General features: G+C 61.8%; 17 protein-coding genes. 6 read left to right on the top strand and 11 right to left on the bottom strand.

From position 1 onward, the window contains the following. Positions 1 to 567: 567 nt before the first annotated feature. Positions 568 to 1,239, bottom strand: coding sequence for a DUF1013 domain-containing protein (locus V7660_RS16160; RefSeq protein WP_335604081.1), 672 nt, complete (start codon positions 1,237 to 1,239; stop codon positions 568 to 570). A gap of 136 nt (positions 1,240 to 1,375) precedes the next feature. Then, positions 1,376 to 2,353, bottom strand: coding sequence for an NAD(P)H-quinone oxidoreductase (locus V7660_RS16155; protein ID WP_335604080.1), 978 nt, complete (start codon positions 2,351 to 2,353; stop codon positions 1,376 to 1,378). Between the two features lie 92 nt (positions 2,354 to 2,445). Between V7660_RS16155 and V7660_RS16150 the strand changes: the two genes are divergently transcribed. Beyond that, on the top strand, positions 2,446 to 2,631 hold the full coding sequence (locus V7660_RS16150; protein WP_335604079.1) for a DUF1192 domain-containing protein: 186 nt from the start codon (positions 2,446 to 2,448) through the stop codon (positions 2,629 to 2,631). A 62-nt stretch (positions 2,632 to 2,693) separates the two neighbouring features. Beyond that, positions 2,694 to 3,242, top strand: coding sequence for a DUF1465 family protein (locus V7660_RS16145; RefSeq protein ID WP_335604078.1), 549 nt, complete (start codon positions 2,694 to 2,696; stop codon positions 3,240 to 3,242). Positions 3,243 to 3,258: 16 nt separating this feature from the next. Here V7660_RS16145 and V7660_RS16140 read toward each other — a convergent pair whose 3' ends face one another. Further along, complete coding sequence (locus V7660_RS16140) at positions 3,259 to 4,317, bottom strand: acyltransferase family protein (RefSeq protein WP_335604077.1); 1,059 nt, start codon at positions 4,315 to 4,317, stop codon at positions 3,259 to 3,261. A 56-nt stretch (positions 4,318 to 4,373) separates the two neighbouring features. Next, the gene (locus tag V7660_RS16135; protein WP_335604076.1) at positions 4,374 to 4,973 is read right to left on the bottom strand and encodes a TetR/AcrR family transcriptional regulator; all 600 of its coding nucleotides are present in this window, start codon (positions 4,971 to 4,973) and stop codon (positions 4,374 to 4,376) included. Between the two features lie 150 nt (positions 4,974 to 5,123). Between V7660_RS16135 and V7660_RS16130 the strand changes: the two genes are divergently transcribed. Next, complete coding sequence (locus V7660_RS16130; RefSeq protein WP_335604075.1) at positions 5,124 to 5,747, top strand: carbonic anhydrase; 624 nt, start codon at positions 5,124 to 5,126, stop codon at positions 5,745 to 5,747. Between the two features lie 17 nt (positions 5,748 to 5,764). Here V7660_RS16130 and V7660_RS16125 read toward each other — a convergent pair whose 3' ends face one another. After that, positions 5,765 to 6,388 (bottom strand): LysE family translocator, encoded by a 624-nt coding sequence (locus V7660_RS16125; protein WP_335604074.1) that lies wholly within the window; start codon positions 6,386 to 6,388, stop codon positions 5,765 to 5,767. 91 nt (positions 6,389 to 6,479) lie between these two features. Next, entirely contained in the window at positions 6,480 to 7,016 is a 537-nt protein-coding gene (gene ppa / locus V7660_RS16120; RefSeq protein WP_335604073.1) for an inorganic diphosphatase, read from the bottom strand. A 172-nt stretch (positions 7,017 to 7,188) separates the two neighbouring features. On the opposite strand from ppa, the gene V7660_RS16115 reads away from it, so the two are divergent. Continuing rightward, positions 7,189 to 7,599, top strand: coding sequence for an MAPEG family protein (locus tag V7660_RS16115; RefSeq protein ID WP_335604072.1), 411 nt, complete (start codon positions 7,189 to 7,191; stop codon positions 7,597 to 7,599). Between the two features lie 5 nt (positions 7,600 to 7,604). On the opposite strand, the gene V7660_RS16110 is transcribed toward V7660_RS16115, so the two are convergent. Beyond that, positions 7,605 to 8,219 (bottom strand): TIGR02466 family protein, encoded by a 615-nt coding sequence (locus tag V7660_RS16110; RefSeq protein ID WP_335604071.1) that lies wholly within the window; start codon positions 8,217 to 8,219, stop codon positions 7,605 to 7,607. 88 nt (positions 8,220 to 8,307) lie between these two features. Beyond that, positions 8,308 to 9,207, bottom strand: coding sequence for a class I SAM-dependent methyltransferase (locus V7660_RS16105; RefSeq protein ID WP_335604070.1), 900 nt, complete (start codon positions 9,205 to 9,207; stop codon positions 8,308 to 8,310). Positions 9,208 to 9,405: 198 nt separating this feature from the next. Here V7660_RS16105 and V7660_RS16100 point away from each other — a divergent pair, with 198 nt between their 5' ends. Then, positions 9,406 to 9,885, top strand: a complete 480-nt coding sequence (locus tag V7660_RS16100; protein ID WP_335604069.1) for an Hsp20 family protein — start codon at positions 9,406 to 9,408, stop codon at positions 9,883 to 9,885. Positions 9,886 to 9,964: 79 nt separating this feature from the next. Here V7660_RS16100 and V7660_RS16095 read toward each other — a convergent pair whose 3' ends face one another. Further along, entirely contained in the window at positions 9,965 to 10,957 is a 993-nt protein-coding gene (locus tag V7660_RS16095; protein WP_335604068.1) for a glutathione S-transferase family protein, read from the bottom strand. Positions 10,958 to 11,092: 135 nt separating this feature from the next. Between V7660_RS16095 and V7660_RS16090 the strand changes: the two genes are divergently transcribed. Continuing rightward, positions 11,093 to 12,142, top strand: a complete 1,050-nt coding sequence (locus tag V7660_RS16090; protein ID WP_335604067.1) for a glycosyltransferase — start codon at positions 11,093 to 11,095, stop codon at positions 12,140 to 12,142. Here V7660_RS16090 and V7660_RS16085 read toward each other — a convergent pair. Both V7660_RS16085 and gpmA read right to left on the bottom strand, forming a co-directional pair. Then, positions 12,139 to 12,594, bottom strand: coding sequence for a bifunctional diaminohydroxyphosphoribosylaminopyrimidine deaminase/5-amino-6-(5-phosphoribosylamino)uracil reductase RibD (locus V7660_RS16085; protein ID WP_290485136.1), 456 nt, complete (start codon positions 12,592 to 12,594; stop codon positions 12,139 to 12,141). The two genes, V7660_RS16090 and V7660_RS16085, sit on opposite strands and share 4 nt — an antisense overlap. Beyond that, positions 12,591 to 13,304 (bottom strand): 2,3-diphosphoglycerate-dependent phosphoglycerate mutase, encoded by a 714-nt coding sequence (gpmA, locus tag V7660_RS16080; RefSeq protein ID WP_335604066.1) that lies wholly within the window; start codon positions 13,302 to 13,304, stop codon positions 12,591 to 12,593. Before gpmA ends, V7660_RS16085 begins: the two co-directional genes overlap by 4 nt. Positions 13,305 to 13,328: the final 24 nt, after the last annotated feature.

Here is a 13,328-nt window from a genome sequence, read left to right as displayed (position 1 = left end):
CGTCTCTCCCACCCGCACCCTCCTGACCCTGCCCCCCACAACCAGAACGGTACCTGATCCGGCTCCTGTGAGAGCAGACGCATAGTATGGGGTAAGGGGGTATCAGACGGATTAGGAGGGGACGGGAAGCCGCCTGTCATCCTTCGACTTCGCTCAGGATGAGTCCGTTTTGTGAGGCGCCATCGAAGCGCTCATGCTGAGCGACGTCGAAGCACGGGCGCAGGCTAGGGGAGCTGCCGGCACGCTCTCCCACAAACCGTATCCCCGGCGGATGCCGGGGTCTCTTGCAGAAACTACGCGGAGCCAGCCGCACGAGACTCCGGCATGCGCCGGAGAGGCGGGGAGAGGAGACTTTGTCATCCCGGAATTTGCGTGAGCAAATATCCGGGACCCAGTGGAGCGAGGGCGCGATCCAGGTACTGGGTCCCGGATAAATCCTGCCGGATTTGCCGGGATGACAAAGTAAATGCCTTCGCCGTCGGGGGTGACGTGAGGAGGGCAGAGTGCGTGCATAAAAAAGGCCGGCGCTGGGGCCGGCCTTTCTGAAACGAATGTGCGAGGACTTGCCTAGCTGAAATTCTTGAAGATGTCGTCTGCGGAGACGTTGCCGCCATCGGAGGGCTTTTCTTCGGGTTCGTAGGCGCTGGCCTCGTCCTGGGCGGGGGCAAGGCCCGGGCCTTCAAACTTTTCGGCCTTTTCGGCTTCCAGTTTGCGGCGCTTGTCGGCAGATTTTGCGATCACTTCATCGAGTTCGATCTGGGTGCACAGGCCGAGCGTCACCGGGTCGACCGGACGGATGTTCGGCGAGTTCCAGTGCGATTTGTCCCGCACATTGTTGATCGTCGATTTGGTCGTGCCGATCAGCTTGGAGATTTGCGCGTCGGAAACTTCCGGGTGGTTGCGGATGAACCAGGCCACGGCGTCCGGCTTGTCCTGACGGCGGATGACCGGCGTATAACGGCTGCCCTTGCGCTTCGGCTGCGGGATGTGGGCGATCTTGGAGGCCGCCTTCTTCAGCTTGTACGCTTCATCGCCCTCGCCCTTGCGAATTTCTTCGCGCGACAGCATGCCGCCGGCGATCGGGTCCACGCCGCGCATGTTCTCGGCAACATCGCCATCGGCAATGCCTTTGACTTCCAGATAGTGAAGGCCGCAGAAATCTGCGATCTGCGTAAAGGTGAGACTGGTATTGTCGAGCAGCCAGACGGCGGTCGCCTTGGGCATCAGAATATCTGACATGGGGGAACTCCCTGAATGAAATGGCCGCCAGAAATGCAGCCGCCCGACACATCGTGCCGGGCGGTCGGGTTTCAGACGTGCCTTAAACCTTGCGGCCTTTATAGTGCCTTGTCTGGGAAATTGAAAGGTGCGCGCCTCACCAGACCAGCACAATCTTGCCGGAATGGCCGCCCTGGGCCATCAGGGCCTGTGCGGCCTCGGCCTCGGCGACCGGGAAAGCCTGTTCCAGAACGGGCCGGATGTCGCCGGAGATGACCTGAGGCCAGAAATCCTTTTCGACGGCGTCGCGGATGCGGCGTTTCTCTTCAACGGGCCGGGCCCGCAGGGTCGTGGCGGCCAGGGTCAGGCGTTTCATCAGGACCGGGGCGAAATTCACCTCCGCCGTGAACCCGTTCATATAGGCGATATTGATGATCCGGCCGTCGGGCCGGGAGACCGAGATATTCTTCTGGATATAGTCACCGCCGACCATGTCGAGCGTCACGTCCACGCCGCCCTCTTCCTTGATGATTGTCTCGAAATCCTCGGTTTTGTAATTGATCGCGCGATTGGCCCCGAGCTCTGTGGCAAGGGCGCATTTCTCGGCGGAGCCCGCGGTGGCGTAGATTTTCGAGGCGCCGGCAATCTTCGCCATCTGGAGCGCCATGACGCCGATGCCACTGGTGCCGCCATGACAGAGAAAGGCTTCGCCTGTCTGGAAGCCGACGCGGTCAAACACATTGGCCCAGACCGTCATCAGGGCTTCCGGGAAACAGGCGGCCTTTACCATGTCCATGCCGTCCGGCACGGGGAAGAGCGAGCCTTCGTCCACCGCCGCGAATTCGGCATAGCCGCCGCCGGCGAGGAGGCCGGCGACCCGGTCCCCGAGCTTGAACCTGTTCGCGCTATCGGATGTGGCGACAACCGTGCCGGAGATTTCCAGCCCCATGATCGGGGACGCGCCGGGCGGCGGCGGATAGGCCCCGCGCCGCTGGACGAGATCGGCCCGGTTGAGACCGGACGCGGCCACCTTGACCAGCACTTCGCCCGGCTTTAAGTCCGGCTTCTCGAAATCCCCCAGCTTGAGCGGCGCGCCCTCTTCAACGAGGACGGCCTTCATCATTTCTGTCGCCATATCGTGTATGTTTCCTTCCTGAATCCAGAGTCGCATCTAGGCAGCGTTTCTGCTTTGATAAGGCCTGTAGCATGAATTGGAGGGCGACCCCCATGGCCGCATTTGATGAAGAGCCGATCCTGGTCAACACGCCCCAGACGCTGGAGCAAATGTCGGTGCAGGAATTGCAGGGACGGATTGAAACGCTGAAAGCGGGCATCGCGGCCTGCGAGGCGGAGATCGACAAGAAGAAGGCGCAGAAATCTGCGGCGGATGCCCTGTTCGGGGGCGACAATTAAGCGGCCGGAAAGGCTGGATTGATAAAATCCAAATTCCCGACCCGCGCACAGAGGTATCTTTCATGGCGGCAGACACGTCCCCAGACGATCAGGTCGAGACCCAGGACGGGTTCACCGGCGGCAAGCTGTTCGACACGGTTTTTGCCCGGGGCATGGCTCTGGTCGAGGAGACTGCGACCTATCTGGACGGCCCTGGCCGCGAGGCTGCCATCACGCTGCCCCGTGAAGCCGGCCTGACCTATTCGGCCTGGAGCATGGAACTGACGACACGCCTGATGCAGGCGGCCAGCTGGCTGGTCATGCAGAAGGCCGTGCGCGATGGCGAGATGCGCAGCGACGAAGCGGCTGCCCGGAAATACCGTATCCGGCGGGAAGAACCGGCGCTGGACGCCGCCGCGCAGCAAGGCCTCGGCCTGCCGTCCCGGTTCCTGGATCTCGTGTCCCGGTCAGAAGCCCTGTTCGAGCAGATCTGCCGGCTGGACGATGCGCTGTACGGACAATCCCGCAAGCCGGCCGCGCCCAATCCCGTGATCGATCAGATCAGCCAGCTGCAGCGCGCTGCGGAAACCGGGGCATTTGACCCGCTGATGGTCTGGCACCGCGCGAAATAGCGACAGGCCCGCCGGATCAGGCTTCTTCAATCGTATCGTGAGCTGACCCGATCAGCTGTCCGCCGCGGCTGAGCTCAGCCCCTTTGAGACGGAATGTCTTAGGACGGCGATAGAGCGCCTTGAGCGGGGTTTGCCGGACAAGGCGGTGAAGCCCGAGCGGCAGGATGAGGGCAATCAGGCCGATGGCGAGGCTGGTCAGGCCCGGTTCCAGCGCCAATCCGCTACGAGCCAGCAGGGTCTGCGCCGCCATCATTGGCAGGAAATAGGTCAGATAGATCACGAAGTGCGCGCGCCCGATATATTGCATCGCGGCAGCATGCCGGGAGTGGGCCAGCAGCGTGGCGATCGCGATAATGGCAAAGGCGCCAGAGAAGCCGAGGACCAGGCTGATTATGGGCAGGGCTGCGGTGTTCTGGGCGACCAGGACCGTATTGATCCCGGCCCAGATGACCAGCGCGGTCGGGATGTCAGAAAATCCTTCTGCCAGTCGGTCGGCGTACCGGCGAACGAGATCCGCCCCGTAATAGCCCGCGAAGAAGAACACATAATATTGCGCGAATGCATCCAGAGCGAGCCATCCTGTCTGGATCAGACCGGCCGCGTGAGCCGTCTGGGCAAGCGCGGCGACAAGCAGGATTTTCGCTGGCGCAATCAGACGCGCCAGCCAGGTGAAAAGGTGAAACACGGCCAGCATGGCGATGATCCAGAGCCCGGAACTGGGCTGGACCAAGCCGACAAGCAGCTGGTTAATCACATTGAGCGGATTCCAAGCGAGGTCGAGCGCGTAGAGAATAACGGTCTGAATAACCATCCAGACAAGGTAGAAATAGACGAATCTCAGGACTTTCCGGTCAAAAAACGTCGATTTCGATCCAAACAGGGTGCGCGGCAGAAACAGGCCGGAGATCAGGAACAGGGTCGGCAAGACAACAGGCGCTGTCCAGGCGGCGGCAAATTCCATCCAGTTGGAGTGTCCGGTCATTCGGGCATAGCCCGTGACCGCTTCAGCCATCACGAAGAGGATGATGCAAAGGCCTTTGGCGTAGTCGACCCAGTTTATGCGCGTAACAGACATATGGTGCCCCTGGCGAATTCAGGGACACCACTGCAAATTTCACACCAGAGATAAAATCAGCCTGCCGCGTACACTTTCAGGAAGTTGGCGGCCTGGGCACTGCAAAAGCCTTCCCGGACGGGGGCGCGCATCACCATGATACGGTGCCAAAGCGGTCCGAGCATTTCTTCAATTGCTTCATCCAGGTCGAAATCGCGCCGGATCACGCGTTTTCCGGCCAATTCCGCCAGCAGCATGCGCATGGGCATGCGGATGTCGCGGTTCATCCAGGCGCGCCACAATTCGCCGGCATCCTTGTCGTCAGCGGCAGCGGCGAGCGCGACGCGCAACACCGCATGGCCAGCCCCGGTGCGGGCAGCGGCCTCCAGCGGCACGATCAGCGTGGTGATGCGCTCCTGCGGATCACGGCCCCCATCGGGGCTGTCCGGAATCAGGGCGAGGGCGGCATCGACGCACATCGCGCCGATCGAGGGCCACCATTTGTAGATGGTCTGCTTGGAAGCGGAGGCGCGTTTGGCGACGCCATCCACACTGAAGCCCCGCCAGCCATTCTCCGCCATTTCGATACGGGTTGCGTCCAGAATGGCGGCCTTGGACGCTTCGCTCCGCGTCGGCCCCTTCCGGGAAGACTTTCTGGTCTCCGAAGGCGTGGGCATGAACAACTCCAGGTTTTCAGTGCTGCGCTGCAGTACGTACAGCGTTCGGGATGCCAGCATAAGGGCGAAGTGGTAAACAAACTCCCGTTTCCGCTTGCCGCCACTGCAATATGCACTAGTCAGTGCTACAGAGAAACAGGAGTTACAGGCATGAAGACTGTCGAGGATCTGCTGCAAGGGTATCGCAGCTTCCGTAAAGGGATCTACTCAAAACAGGCCGCATTGTATCGGGAACTCGGCGAAGGCCAGAATCCGCGCATCATGCTGATTGCCTGCGCCGACAGCCGGGCCGAGCCTTCAGACATCTTCAATGCCGCGCCGGGCCAATTGTTCGTCGTCCGGAACGTTGCCAATCTCGTGCCCCCCTATCAGCCGGATGACGGCCTGCACGGCGTCAGCGCCGCCCTCGAATATGCGGTCAACGTGTTGAAGATAGAGCACATCGTGGTGATGGGGCATGGTGGATGCGGCGGTATCGCTGCGTCTCTGGCCGGGGAAGGCACACCGGAAATCGGCGAGTTCGTGACGCCCTGGGTGCGCTTGCTGGAAGCGGCGCGTGCGCGCGTTGTGGAAAGCGGATCAATCAATCCGCAATTCGCGCTCGAACTGGAAGGCGTTGAAACGTCTCTTGGAAACCTGATGTCGTTCCCGTTCGTGAAGCGCGCGGTCGAGGCGGGTGAACTGGAACTGCACGGCGCCTGGTTTGCGATCAAGCATGGCGAACTGCACTGGCGGAACCCGAAAACCGGCCGGTTTGAGGTGATCGAGCCCTGATTGGGAGCGGCTGACGATCAGTTTCCGCTGGTCATCAGGGCGGCGAAGAGGGCCGATATCAGCATGGCGCTTGCGGCCAGCCGATTGAACCATTTCGTGAAGACGGGTGACTGGAAGCGCCGGTTCATCACATCTGCCAGCCAGGCATAGAAGGCGAGGCCGAACATTTCGGTGATGGTCACGGTCAGCATGATCAGCAGGGCTTGCTGGACGACCGGCTTGTCCGGATCGAAATAGCTCGGCAGCAACAGACCGAAGAAGACGAGCGCATTCGGGTTCAGCAATTGCAGGCCGATCCCGCGTCCGAACAGATTGGCTTTGGCCGGGGCCTGGTCTGCGCGCGCCCGGGGGCGGTGCGGGTCTGCGGTGGCCATCGTCCAGGCCAGCCAGGCAATGAAGCAAATGCCGGCAATCTTGAGGCCCATCAGCACAAGTGGTGCCTGTGCCGCAAAGGTGGCGATGCCGGTCGCGGCCAGCGAGATCCAGACAAGATTGGCGACGGATACGCCTGCGGCGGGGATCAGTGCGGTCGGCGCGCCATAGCGCAGGGACGCGCTCATCACCATCATGACGGCCGGGCCGGGCGTCAGGCCACCTGCGAAGAAGAGAGCCAGCAGGGCCAGCCAGACCGAGATATCCATATGGGTCCTGCGCCGCGCTGATCGCGCATCGGGAGTACCGGAAGGGAAAGGCCGGCAGCCCGGTCAAGGCTGCCGGTAAAGGGGGAAGGGCCTAGCCCTTGTCTTCGAGGCCGCGCTTGACGGCCGCTTCGATCAGTTCGCGGGCCTTCTCGATGCCGTACCAGCCTTCGATCCGGGTCCACTTGCCTTTTTCGAGGTCTTTATAATGCTCGAAGAAGTGGGCCGTCTTGTCGATCAGGGTCTGCGGCAGATCGTGATAGGTCGCGATCTTGTCGTAATAGGAGGTCAACTTGTTGTGCGGCACGGCGAGGATTTTCTCGTCCGGGCCCTTGTCGTCGGTCATCATCAGAACGCCGACGGGGCGGGCGCGCACGACCGAGCCTGGCACCAGCGGACGATTGCCGACAACCATGACGTCGATCGGGTCGCCGTCGAGGCTGAGCGTGTGAGGCACGAAGCCGTAATTACAGGGGTAGCGCATCTCGGTGTAGAGATAACGGTCCACGAACATTGCGCCGGAATCCTTGTCGATCTCGTACTTGATCGGATCGCCGCCGAGCGGGACCTCGATGAGCACGTTGAGATCGTCTGGCGGGTTGTTCCCGGTCTTGATTTTTGAAAGGTCCATAAGACGGCTCGCATCTGGCTGGAAGGTTGAAACACGGTGTGGGGTGGCGATGACGCCTGAAACCCTTTGCGTCAAGTGTGGCAGTGACGCGGGACAGTTAATGCAGCTTTCGTGCCCGGATATTTGCCGCCCGGCCCTTTAAGGCTACGCTGCCGGACGGGAGGAAACACACATGCACACAACGCTCATTCTTTGTAGTGCGGCCTTGGTCGTACTGACCCTGCTGCTCGGCTTCTGGACCTCGATCATGCGGGGCCGAACGAAGACCATAGCCTATGGCGCCGCCAGCGACCCGGCCGGGCCGATGCTGAAAGCGCAGCGCGCACATGGCAACGCCTCGGAATATGCGGCGCTGCTGATCGGGCTCTTCCTGCTGACTGGGTTTGCCTATGCCGGGCGCGACCTCGGCCTGGCCGTTACCAGCCTGGTGATCGCGATCACGCTTGCCCGGTTCCTGCACGCGATTGGCTTCCTGGTCTGCACGACCCTTGAAAAGCCGCATCCGCTGAAAGCCATCGGCGCGGTGATCACCTATTTCGGGGGGATCATCCTGGCGGGCATGGTCATCGCCAAAGTGCTTTAGTGGCGTCAGATGCGTTTCAGGGCGTAATTGAAGCTGATCGAGAGCCGCGGTTCCTCGCCCATATGGGCGGGCACTTCATGGCGCAGCCAGCTTTCCCACAGGATGGCGTGGCCGACTTCCGGTTCGAGATAGACGAAGCGGCGGCGGTCTTCGGGAGCATCGTCGCGCAATTGCGGCGCGGCCATCATGCGCGACAGGCGCGGGTCTTCCAGTTTCAGTCGGGCCGAGCCGTCTGGCGTGGAGACATAGTATGTGCCGGAAATGACGCTGCCCGGATGGATATGGTTCGAATGGCCAAAGCCGGGCTCCAGGATGTTCAACCAGATCGCATCCAGTTCCAGGGAAAGGCCCTGCATGTCCCAGAGCAATTCCTCCGCGAACGTCGCCGCAATCGGGTCGAGCAGGGCTTTCAACTCCGCAAATTCCGGGAAGCGCTCCGGCAGATCGTCGAGTGAGGCATACGAGGTGTAGCCGCCATAGCCTTGTTCCTCGCACCAGGCATTGCCCGCTGAATCATCCTCGGCCAGCACCCAGCAGACATGTTCCAGACGCGTCGCGAGATCGGCATCGCCGACAGGGTCGGAGCGCACAAGCGTGGGGAAAAAGGTCTTTGTTGTCATGACCGGCACCTTTAGGCGGGACAGGGCCCAAATGAAAGAGCCCGCCATCTCCTGTGAGATGACGGGCTCAATCCGGACTGAGAGAAGTCTATTCGGCCGGTTTGACGAATTTGAGCGTCATCCGGTCGCTTTCGCCGATACTGGCGTAGGTTTCAGCGTCGAAATCGTCTGGTGTGTTGCCTTCGCGGTCCTGAGTGCTGTTCACCGGGGGCAGGGTCCAGACGCCAAACGGGTGGTCTGCGGTATCGGCCGGATTGGCGTTGATCTCGCTGGATTCCACGAATTCGAAGCCCGCCGATGCGGCGAGGGATTTGACATAATCCTCATGCACATAGCCCGAGGAAGCGGTCGGGTCCTGCGTAGCGGTGGAGGGCAGGCGGTGTTCGACCACACCCAGCACGCCGCCCGGTTTCAAGGCCTCATAGGCGTCGGTGAAGAATTTCTCGGTATAGCCGCCGCTCATCCAGTTATGGAGATTGCGGAAGGTCAGCACGACATCGGCCGTGCCAGGCTCGGTCAGCGGACCGCTTTCGGCCGAGAAGGCGCTGTACTCGATCGCGCCGAATTTCGGATCGGCATAGGTTGCCTTGAACTCTTCGAGCCGTTCTGAAATCCGCGCGCGGCGGTCCTCATCGCCGACATTCGGGTCGAAATAGGCCGCGACCAGCGTGCCGCCGCCACTGGCGAGGTAGGGCGCGATCACATTCGTGTACCAGCCGCCGCCCGGCCAGAGCTCGACCACTTTGTCGTCAGCTTCGACCCCGAAGAATTCGAGCGTTTCCTTCGGGTGGCGCCAGGCATCCCGCGCCCTTTCGGCCTCGCTGCGATGCGCGCCGGCAATTGCGGTGTCCAGCGGGGACGTCTCTGCCGAGGTGGTCTCGACCGGCGGGGTCGCGGGGGCGGGCGTGTCAGATGCGGGGGCATCGGGCTGGCCACAGGCCGCCAGAACCATTGCAGACAGGGCGAAAATCGGGGTCAAATGCTTCATGGGGCGTCTCCTCAACTGGCCTCTTGAACCTCTACATACGCTACCCACATAGATCATGTCACGGTGCCGTAAATCGGGCTGTGACCGGTATCTGTGCCAACGCCGAATTCGGGTTGGACCTTCACAGTCGCCGAACATCCATCCGGGCGCTCCCCTCACGGGTTGCCCGCAGTTGCTTGATTTAAGAGGACTGAACACATGAGCAATATCGACCTTACCCCCCTTTACCGCACGGTTGTCGGCTTTGACCGGCTCGCAAGCATGATCGACCAGGCGTCCCGCCTCGACGGCTCGCAGGGCTATCCGCCGTACAATATCGAACGCGTCGATGACAATGCCTTCGCCATCGAGATTGCGGTCGCCGGGTTCACCGAAGACGACCTCGAAATCGAAACGAAGGAAGGCTTGCTGACCGTGGCCGGCAAGCGCGGCGAGAATGAAGACGGCGAAGGCCGCAACTATCTGCATCGCGGCATTGCCCAGCGCAGCTTCATCCGGCGCTACCAGCTGGCTGACCATGTCATCGTGACCGGTGCCAATCTGCAGCATGGCGTGCTGCGGATCGACCTCGTCCGCGAGCTTCCGGAAGAGAAGAAGCCCCGCAAGATCGAGATCGGCGCTCCGGCCCAGACCGAGCCGAAACTGATCGGCAAGAAATCGGCCAGCAACGCTGCCTAAAAGCAGAGTGCTGACCCGATAAAAGAACGGCGCGTCCAGAGATGGGCGCGCCGTTTTTGATTGGGGCTTCGCTAAAGCGTCAGCCGAAGAATTTGGCGCAGCCGGCGTCTGACAGGAAGCTCTTCAGGGCGTCGTCGCTGAGCGAAGAGCCCACGGCCTTGCGGACGGAATCATAGGCGCGGGCGGCATAATTCTGCGTGGTCTGGGCGAAATTTCCGCCTTCGACGGAGGCCGATACGTCCTTGTCACCGCGCTCGGCGGCTTTGGAATTGGCCTTGGCCCAGGGCAGATAGGTTTTCGAGACTTCCTCGGCAAAGAGCGGCGTCAGCGTCGGCGTCAGCTCTTCCAGTGTGGCGAAAGGCGCGCCCGGTTTCGGGTCTTCCATGTTTTCGATCCATGCGACCACGAAGGGCGCATGTTTGGTCAGCCATTTGGCCGGGGTCTTGTCCATCATCATCTGCTGGAACTGCGCGGCCAGCGCGAAATCTGCCGCCGACGGACGACCGCCAAAGATGTAGAGATGGTCGGTCAGATGCGCATTGAGCAGGGTGGAGAACCGCTCGAATGAGGCCTGCAGCACTTCGGCATTACCGCTGTCGGCGCCGACCAGGGACAGGCGATCCGCCATACGGTCTGCGATCTGCTTCTGGGCCTTCTTGTAGGCGCGGGGGCGCTTGCCGCCATAGAGCTGGACCAGCACACGCAGGGCAGCGTCTTCGCGGTCGGGCTTCTGGCTCCAGCGTTCGAGGAACATGATCTTGTTCAGCCACTCATCGGCATAGTCTTCGAGGATCAGCGCGAGCATGGAGGTTGCGACATCATCCGGCACGGCGGACGGTTCGGGATGATCTTCCTCAAGGGCGGAGATGATCGCGGTCGAATCCTGGTTGGCCTTGCGGGTGGGAGAGACCAACAGCGGCACAGACGCGACCTGGGCCAATGCCTGGAACTCTTCTTCGTTCTCGCGCGAGCGGGAGACCCAGTCGAAATCGATATTCTTGTAGCGCAGGAACGACCGCACTTTCTGGGAATAGGGCGAGGTATCTGCGCCGAAGAGGCGATAATCGGACATGGGCATACGGCTTTCATTGTGTTCGGCCCCTGTCTGTAGGCATTTCATCCCGCACTGCCAAGGAGCGTTTGCCGCAGCTGGTGATAATGGGTATGCGCTCGGTCAGAACTTGTTGGACACTGAAAGGAACGGCAGATGCGGATCATGCACGTGATGGCGGGCGCGAAAGAGGGCGGCGCAGAGAACATCATGCTGGAATCCGTGTTGGCGCTGGCAGAGGCCGGTTTGACCCAGCATGTGGTCACGCGCCCGGACAACCCGTTCCGCGTCCAGAAATTCCGCGAGGCCGGGATTGGTGTGGATGTGGCCGCGTTCAACAATACGTGGCCCTTCCCGACGCGGCGCGTGATTGGCGACGCGATCAAGGTCTTCAAGCCGGACGTCATCGAATACTGGATGGGCCGCGCCGGGCAATACGCGCCAAAGGAATACCGCAACCGGTCGATTGGCTGGTATGGTGGCTATTACAAACTTGCGCGCTTTGTGAATTGCGAATGGCATGTCGGCCTGACCATCGACCTGCTGCGTCACATCCGCGAGCAGGGCGTTCCGGACGACCGCTCCGCCATCATCCATACCTATGCAGACTTTGAGGGCACCGATCCGGCCAGCCGTGCGGCGCTGGATACGCCGGAGGAGGCGCCGGTTGCCCTCGCTCTCGCGCGCCTGCACGAGAAGAAGGGCCTCGACACGCTGCTGGATGCGACGGCAAAAGTGCCGGGCCTGTATGTCTGGATCGCGGGCGATGGCCCGATTGAGGCGGAACTGAAAGCACAATGCACCAAGCTCGGCCTCGACGACCGGGTTCGGTTCCTTGGCTGGCGCAACGACCGCGGCGCGCTGCTGGCAGCCTGCGATGTGGTGGCCTTCCCGTCCCGTTACGAGCCGTTCGGCACGGTGACCGTGGATGCCTGGGCGGCGTCCCGCCCGCTGGTGGCGGCGGATGCGGTTGGCCCGGCGGCCTATGTGAAAAATGAAGTGAACGGGCTGCTGATCCCGAAGAATGATGTCGACGCGCTTGCCACGGCGCTTAGCCGGGTGATCTCGGACAAGGCGCTGGCGGCGAAACTCGTCGAGGGAGGCCGCGCCTCCTATGAGCAGCAATTCAACAAGGCGGCGTTCCAGCGGGATTCGGTGGCATTCTACGAAAAGATCATCGCCCATGCCGGGCCGTTTGCCCGCTAGAGCACGCTTTCGAAGAATCTGCGGTAGAGGCGCTGGCTTTCACGCTGGCCGAGGCCGATCTGGACGTGAATTCCGGCGTCCCTGAGGGCGCGGATGCCGCCATTGGCGACAGGATGCGGGTCCTCGACCGCGCAGACAACGCGGGCAATGCCCGCTTCCAGCAATTTCACGGAGCAGGATTTGCCGCCCTGCGAGCGTTCACGGCACGGCTCCAGCGTCACATAGGCTGTGCCGCCACGCGCCGCCTCGCCGGCCTCTTCCAGAGCGATTTCTTCTGCATGCGGCCGGCCGCCCAGGCCGGTGACGCCCGCGCCCACGACATGGCCTTCACGATCGAGAATGATGCAGCCAACCGAGGGGTTCACCCCGGTCAGGCCGTGGTTCAGCCGGGCGAGGCTGTGGGCCCGTCCCATCATGCGCCGGTCGCGCCGCCGGGACAGGCGCAGGCTCATGGCAGTTTCGGAAGCGGCTTGCCGCGTTCTGCATCCAGATAACGGACTGAAATTGGCTTCAGATCATCGTCTAGCTCGATGTAGAGTGGATTGCCGGTCGGAATCTCGATCCCGGTAATGGACTCATCTGGCACCTGGAAGAGATGCTTCACCAGCGCGCGCAGCGAATTGCCATGCGCAGCGATGACGACATCGGTGCCCGACTTCAGGACCGGCGTGATCGCCTCTTCCCAATAGGGCAGGACGCGTTCCAGCGTCAGCTTCAGGCTTTCGGTGTTGGGAATGTCGATGCCCTTGTAGCGCGGGTCGGCCGAGAGATCGAACTCGCTGCCGGCCTCAAGGGGCGGCGGCGGGATGTCATAGGAGCGGCGCCAGATATGGACCTGCTCGTCGCCATGCTTGGCCGCGGTCTCGGCCTTGTCGAGCCCGGTCAGGCCGCCATAGTGGCGCTCATTGAGGCGCCAATGCTTGGTCACGGGCAGCCAGACCCGGTCCATTTCCGTCAGCGCCAGCCAGAGCGTGCGAATGGCGCGCGTCTGAACACTGGTAAAGGCGGCGCGGAAATCGGCATCGCACGCCTTGAGCAAGTCGCCGGATTTCTTTGCTTCGGCTTCGCCCTTCTCGGTCAGGTCGGCGTCCCACCAGCCAGTGAACCGGTTTTGCAGATTCCATTCGGACTGGCCGTGGCGGACGAGAGCTAGTCTGGGCATGAATATTTCCTTCTTGATCAGTTC

The sequence above is a fragment of the Hyphomonas sp. genome, assembly GCF_036964145.1.
Classification (GTDB): Bacteria; Pseudomonadota; Alphaproteobacteria; order Caulobacterales; family Hyphomonadaceae; genus Hyphomonas.
The sequence above is the reverse complement of the archived record's forward strand: the minus strand, read 5'-3'. Positions and strand labels throughout refer to the sequence as shown.

Excerpts from the sequence above, each read along its gene's own strand:
- V7660_RS16160 (WP_335604081.1), bottom strand. The coding sequence starts at position 1,239 with ATGTCAGATATTCTGATGCCCAAGGCGACCGCCGTCTGGCTGCTCGAC.
- V7660_RS16155 (WP_335604080.1), bottom strand. The coding sequence starts at position 2,353 with ATGGCGACAGAAATGATGAAGGCCGTCCTCGTTGAAGAGGGCGCGCCG.
- V7660_RS16150 (WP_335604079.1), top strand. The coding sequence starts at position 2,446 with ATGGCCGCATTTGATGAAGAGCCGATCCTGGTCAACACGCCCCAGACG.
- V7660_RS16145 (WP_335604078.1), top strand. The coding sequence starts at position 2,694 with ATGGCGGCAGACACGTCCCCAGACGATCAGGTCGAGACCCAGGACGGG.
- V7660_RS16140 (WP_335604077.1), bottom strand. The coding sequence starts at position 4,317 with ATGTCTGTTACGCGCATAAACTGGGTCGACTACGCCAAAGGCCTTTGC.
- V7660_RS16135 (WP_335604076.1), bottom strand. The coding sequence starts at position 4,973 with ATGCCCACGCCTTCGGAGACCAGAAAGTCTTCCCGGAAGGGGCCGACG.
- V7660_RS16130 (WP_335604075.1), top strand. The coding sequence starts at position 5,124 with ATGAAGACTGTCGAGGATCTGCTGCAAGGGTATCGCAGCTTCCGTAAA.
- V7660_RS16125 (WP_335604074.1), bottom strand. The coding sequence starts at position 6,388 with ATGGATATCTCGGTCTGGCTGGCCCTGCTGGCTCTCTTCTTCGCAGGT.
- ppa (WP_335604073.1), bottom strand. The coding sequence starts at position 7,016 with ATGGACCTTTCAAAAATCAAGACCGGGAACAACCCGCCAGACGATCTC.
- V7660_RS16115 (WP_335604072.1), top strand. The coding sequence starts at position 7,189 with ATGCACACAACGCTCATTCTTTGTAGTGCGGCCTTGGTCGTACTGACC.
- V7660_RS16110 (WP_335604071.1), bottom strand. The coding sequence starts at position 8,219 with ATGACAACAAAGACCTTTTTCCCCACGCTTGTGCGCTCCGACCCTGTC.
- V7660_RS16105 (WP_335604070.1), bottom strand. The coding sequence starts at position 9,207 with ATGAAGCATTTGACCCCGATTTTCGCCCTGTCTGCAATGGTTCTGGCG.
- V7660_RS16100 (WP_335604069.1), top strand. The coding sequence starts at position 9,406 with ATGAGCAATATCGACCTTACCCCCCTTTACCGCACGGTTGTCGGCTTT.
- V7660_RS16095 (WP_335604068.1), bottom strand. The coding sequence starts at position 10,957 with ATGTCCGATTATCGCCTCTTCGGCGCAGATACCTCGCCCTATTCCCAG.
- V7660_RS16090 (WP_335604067.1), top strand. The coding sequence starts at position 11,093 with ATGCGGATCATGCACGTGATGGCGGGCGCGAAAGAGGGCGGCGCAGAG.
- V7660_RS16085 (WP_290485136.1), bottom strand. The coding sequence starts at position 12,594 with ATGAGCCTGCGCCTGTCCCGGCGGCGCGACCGGCGCATGATGGGACGG.
- gpmA (WP_335604066.1), bottom strand. The coding sequence starts at position 13,304 with ATGCCCAGACTAGCTCTCGTCCGCCACGGCCAGTCCGAATGGAATCTG.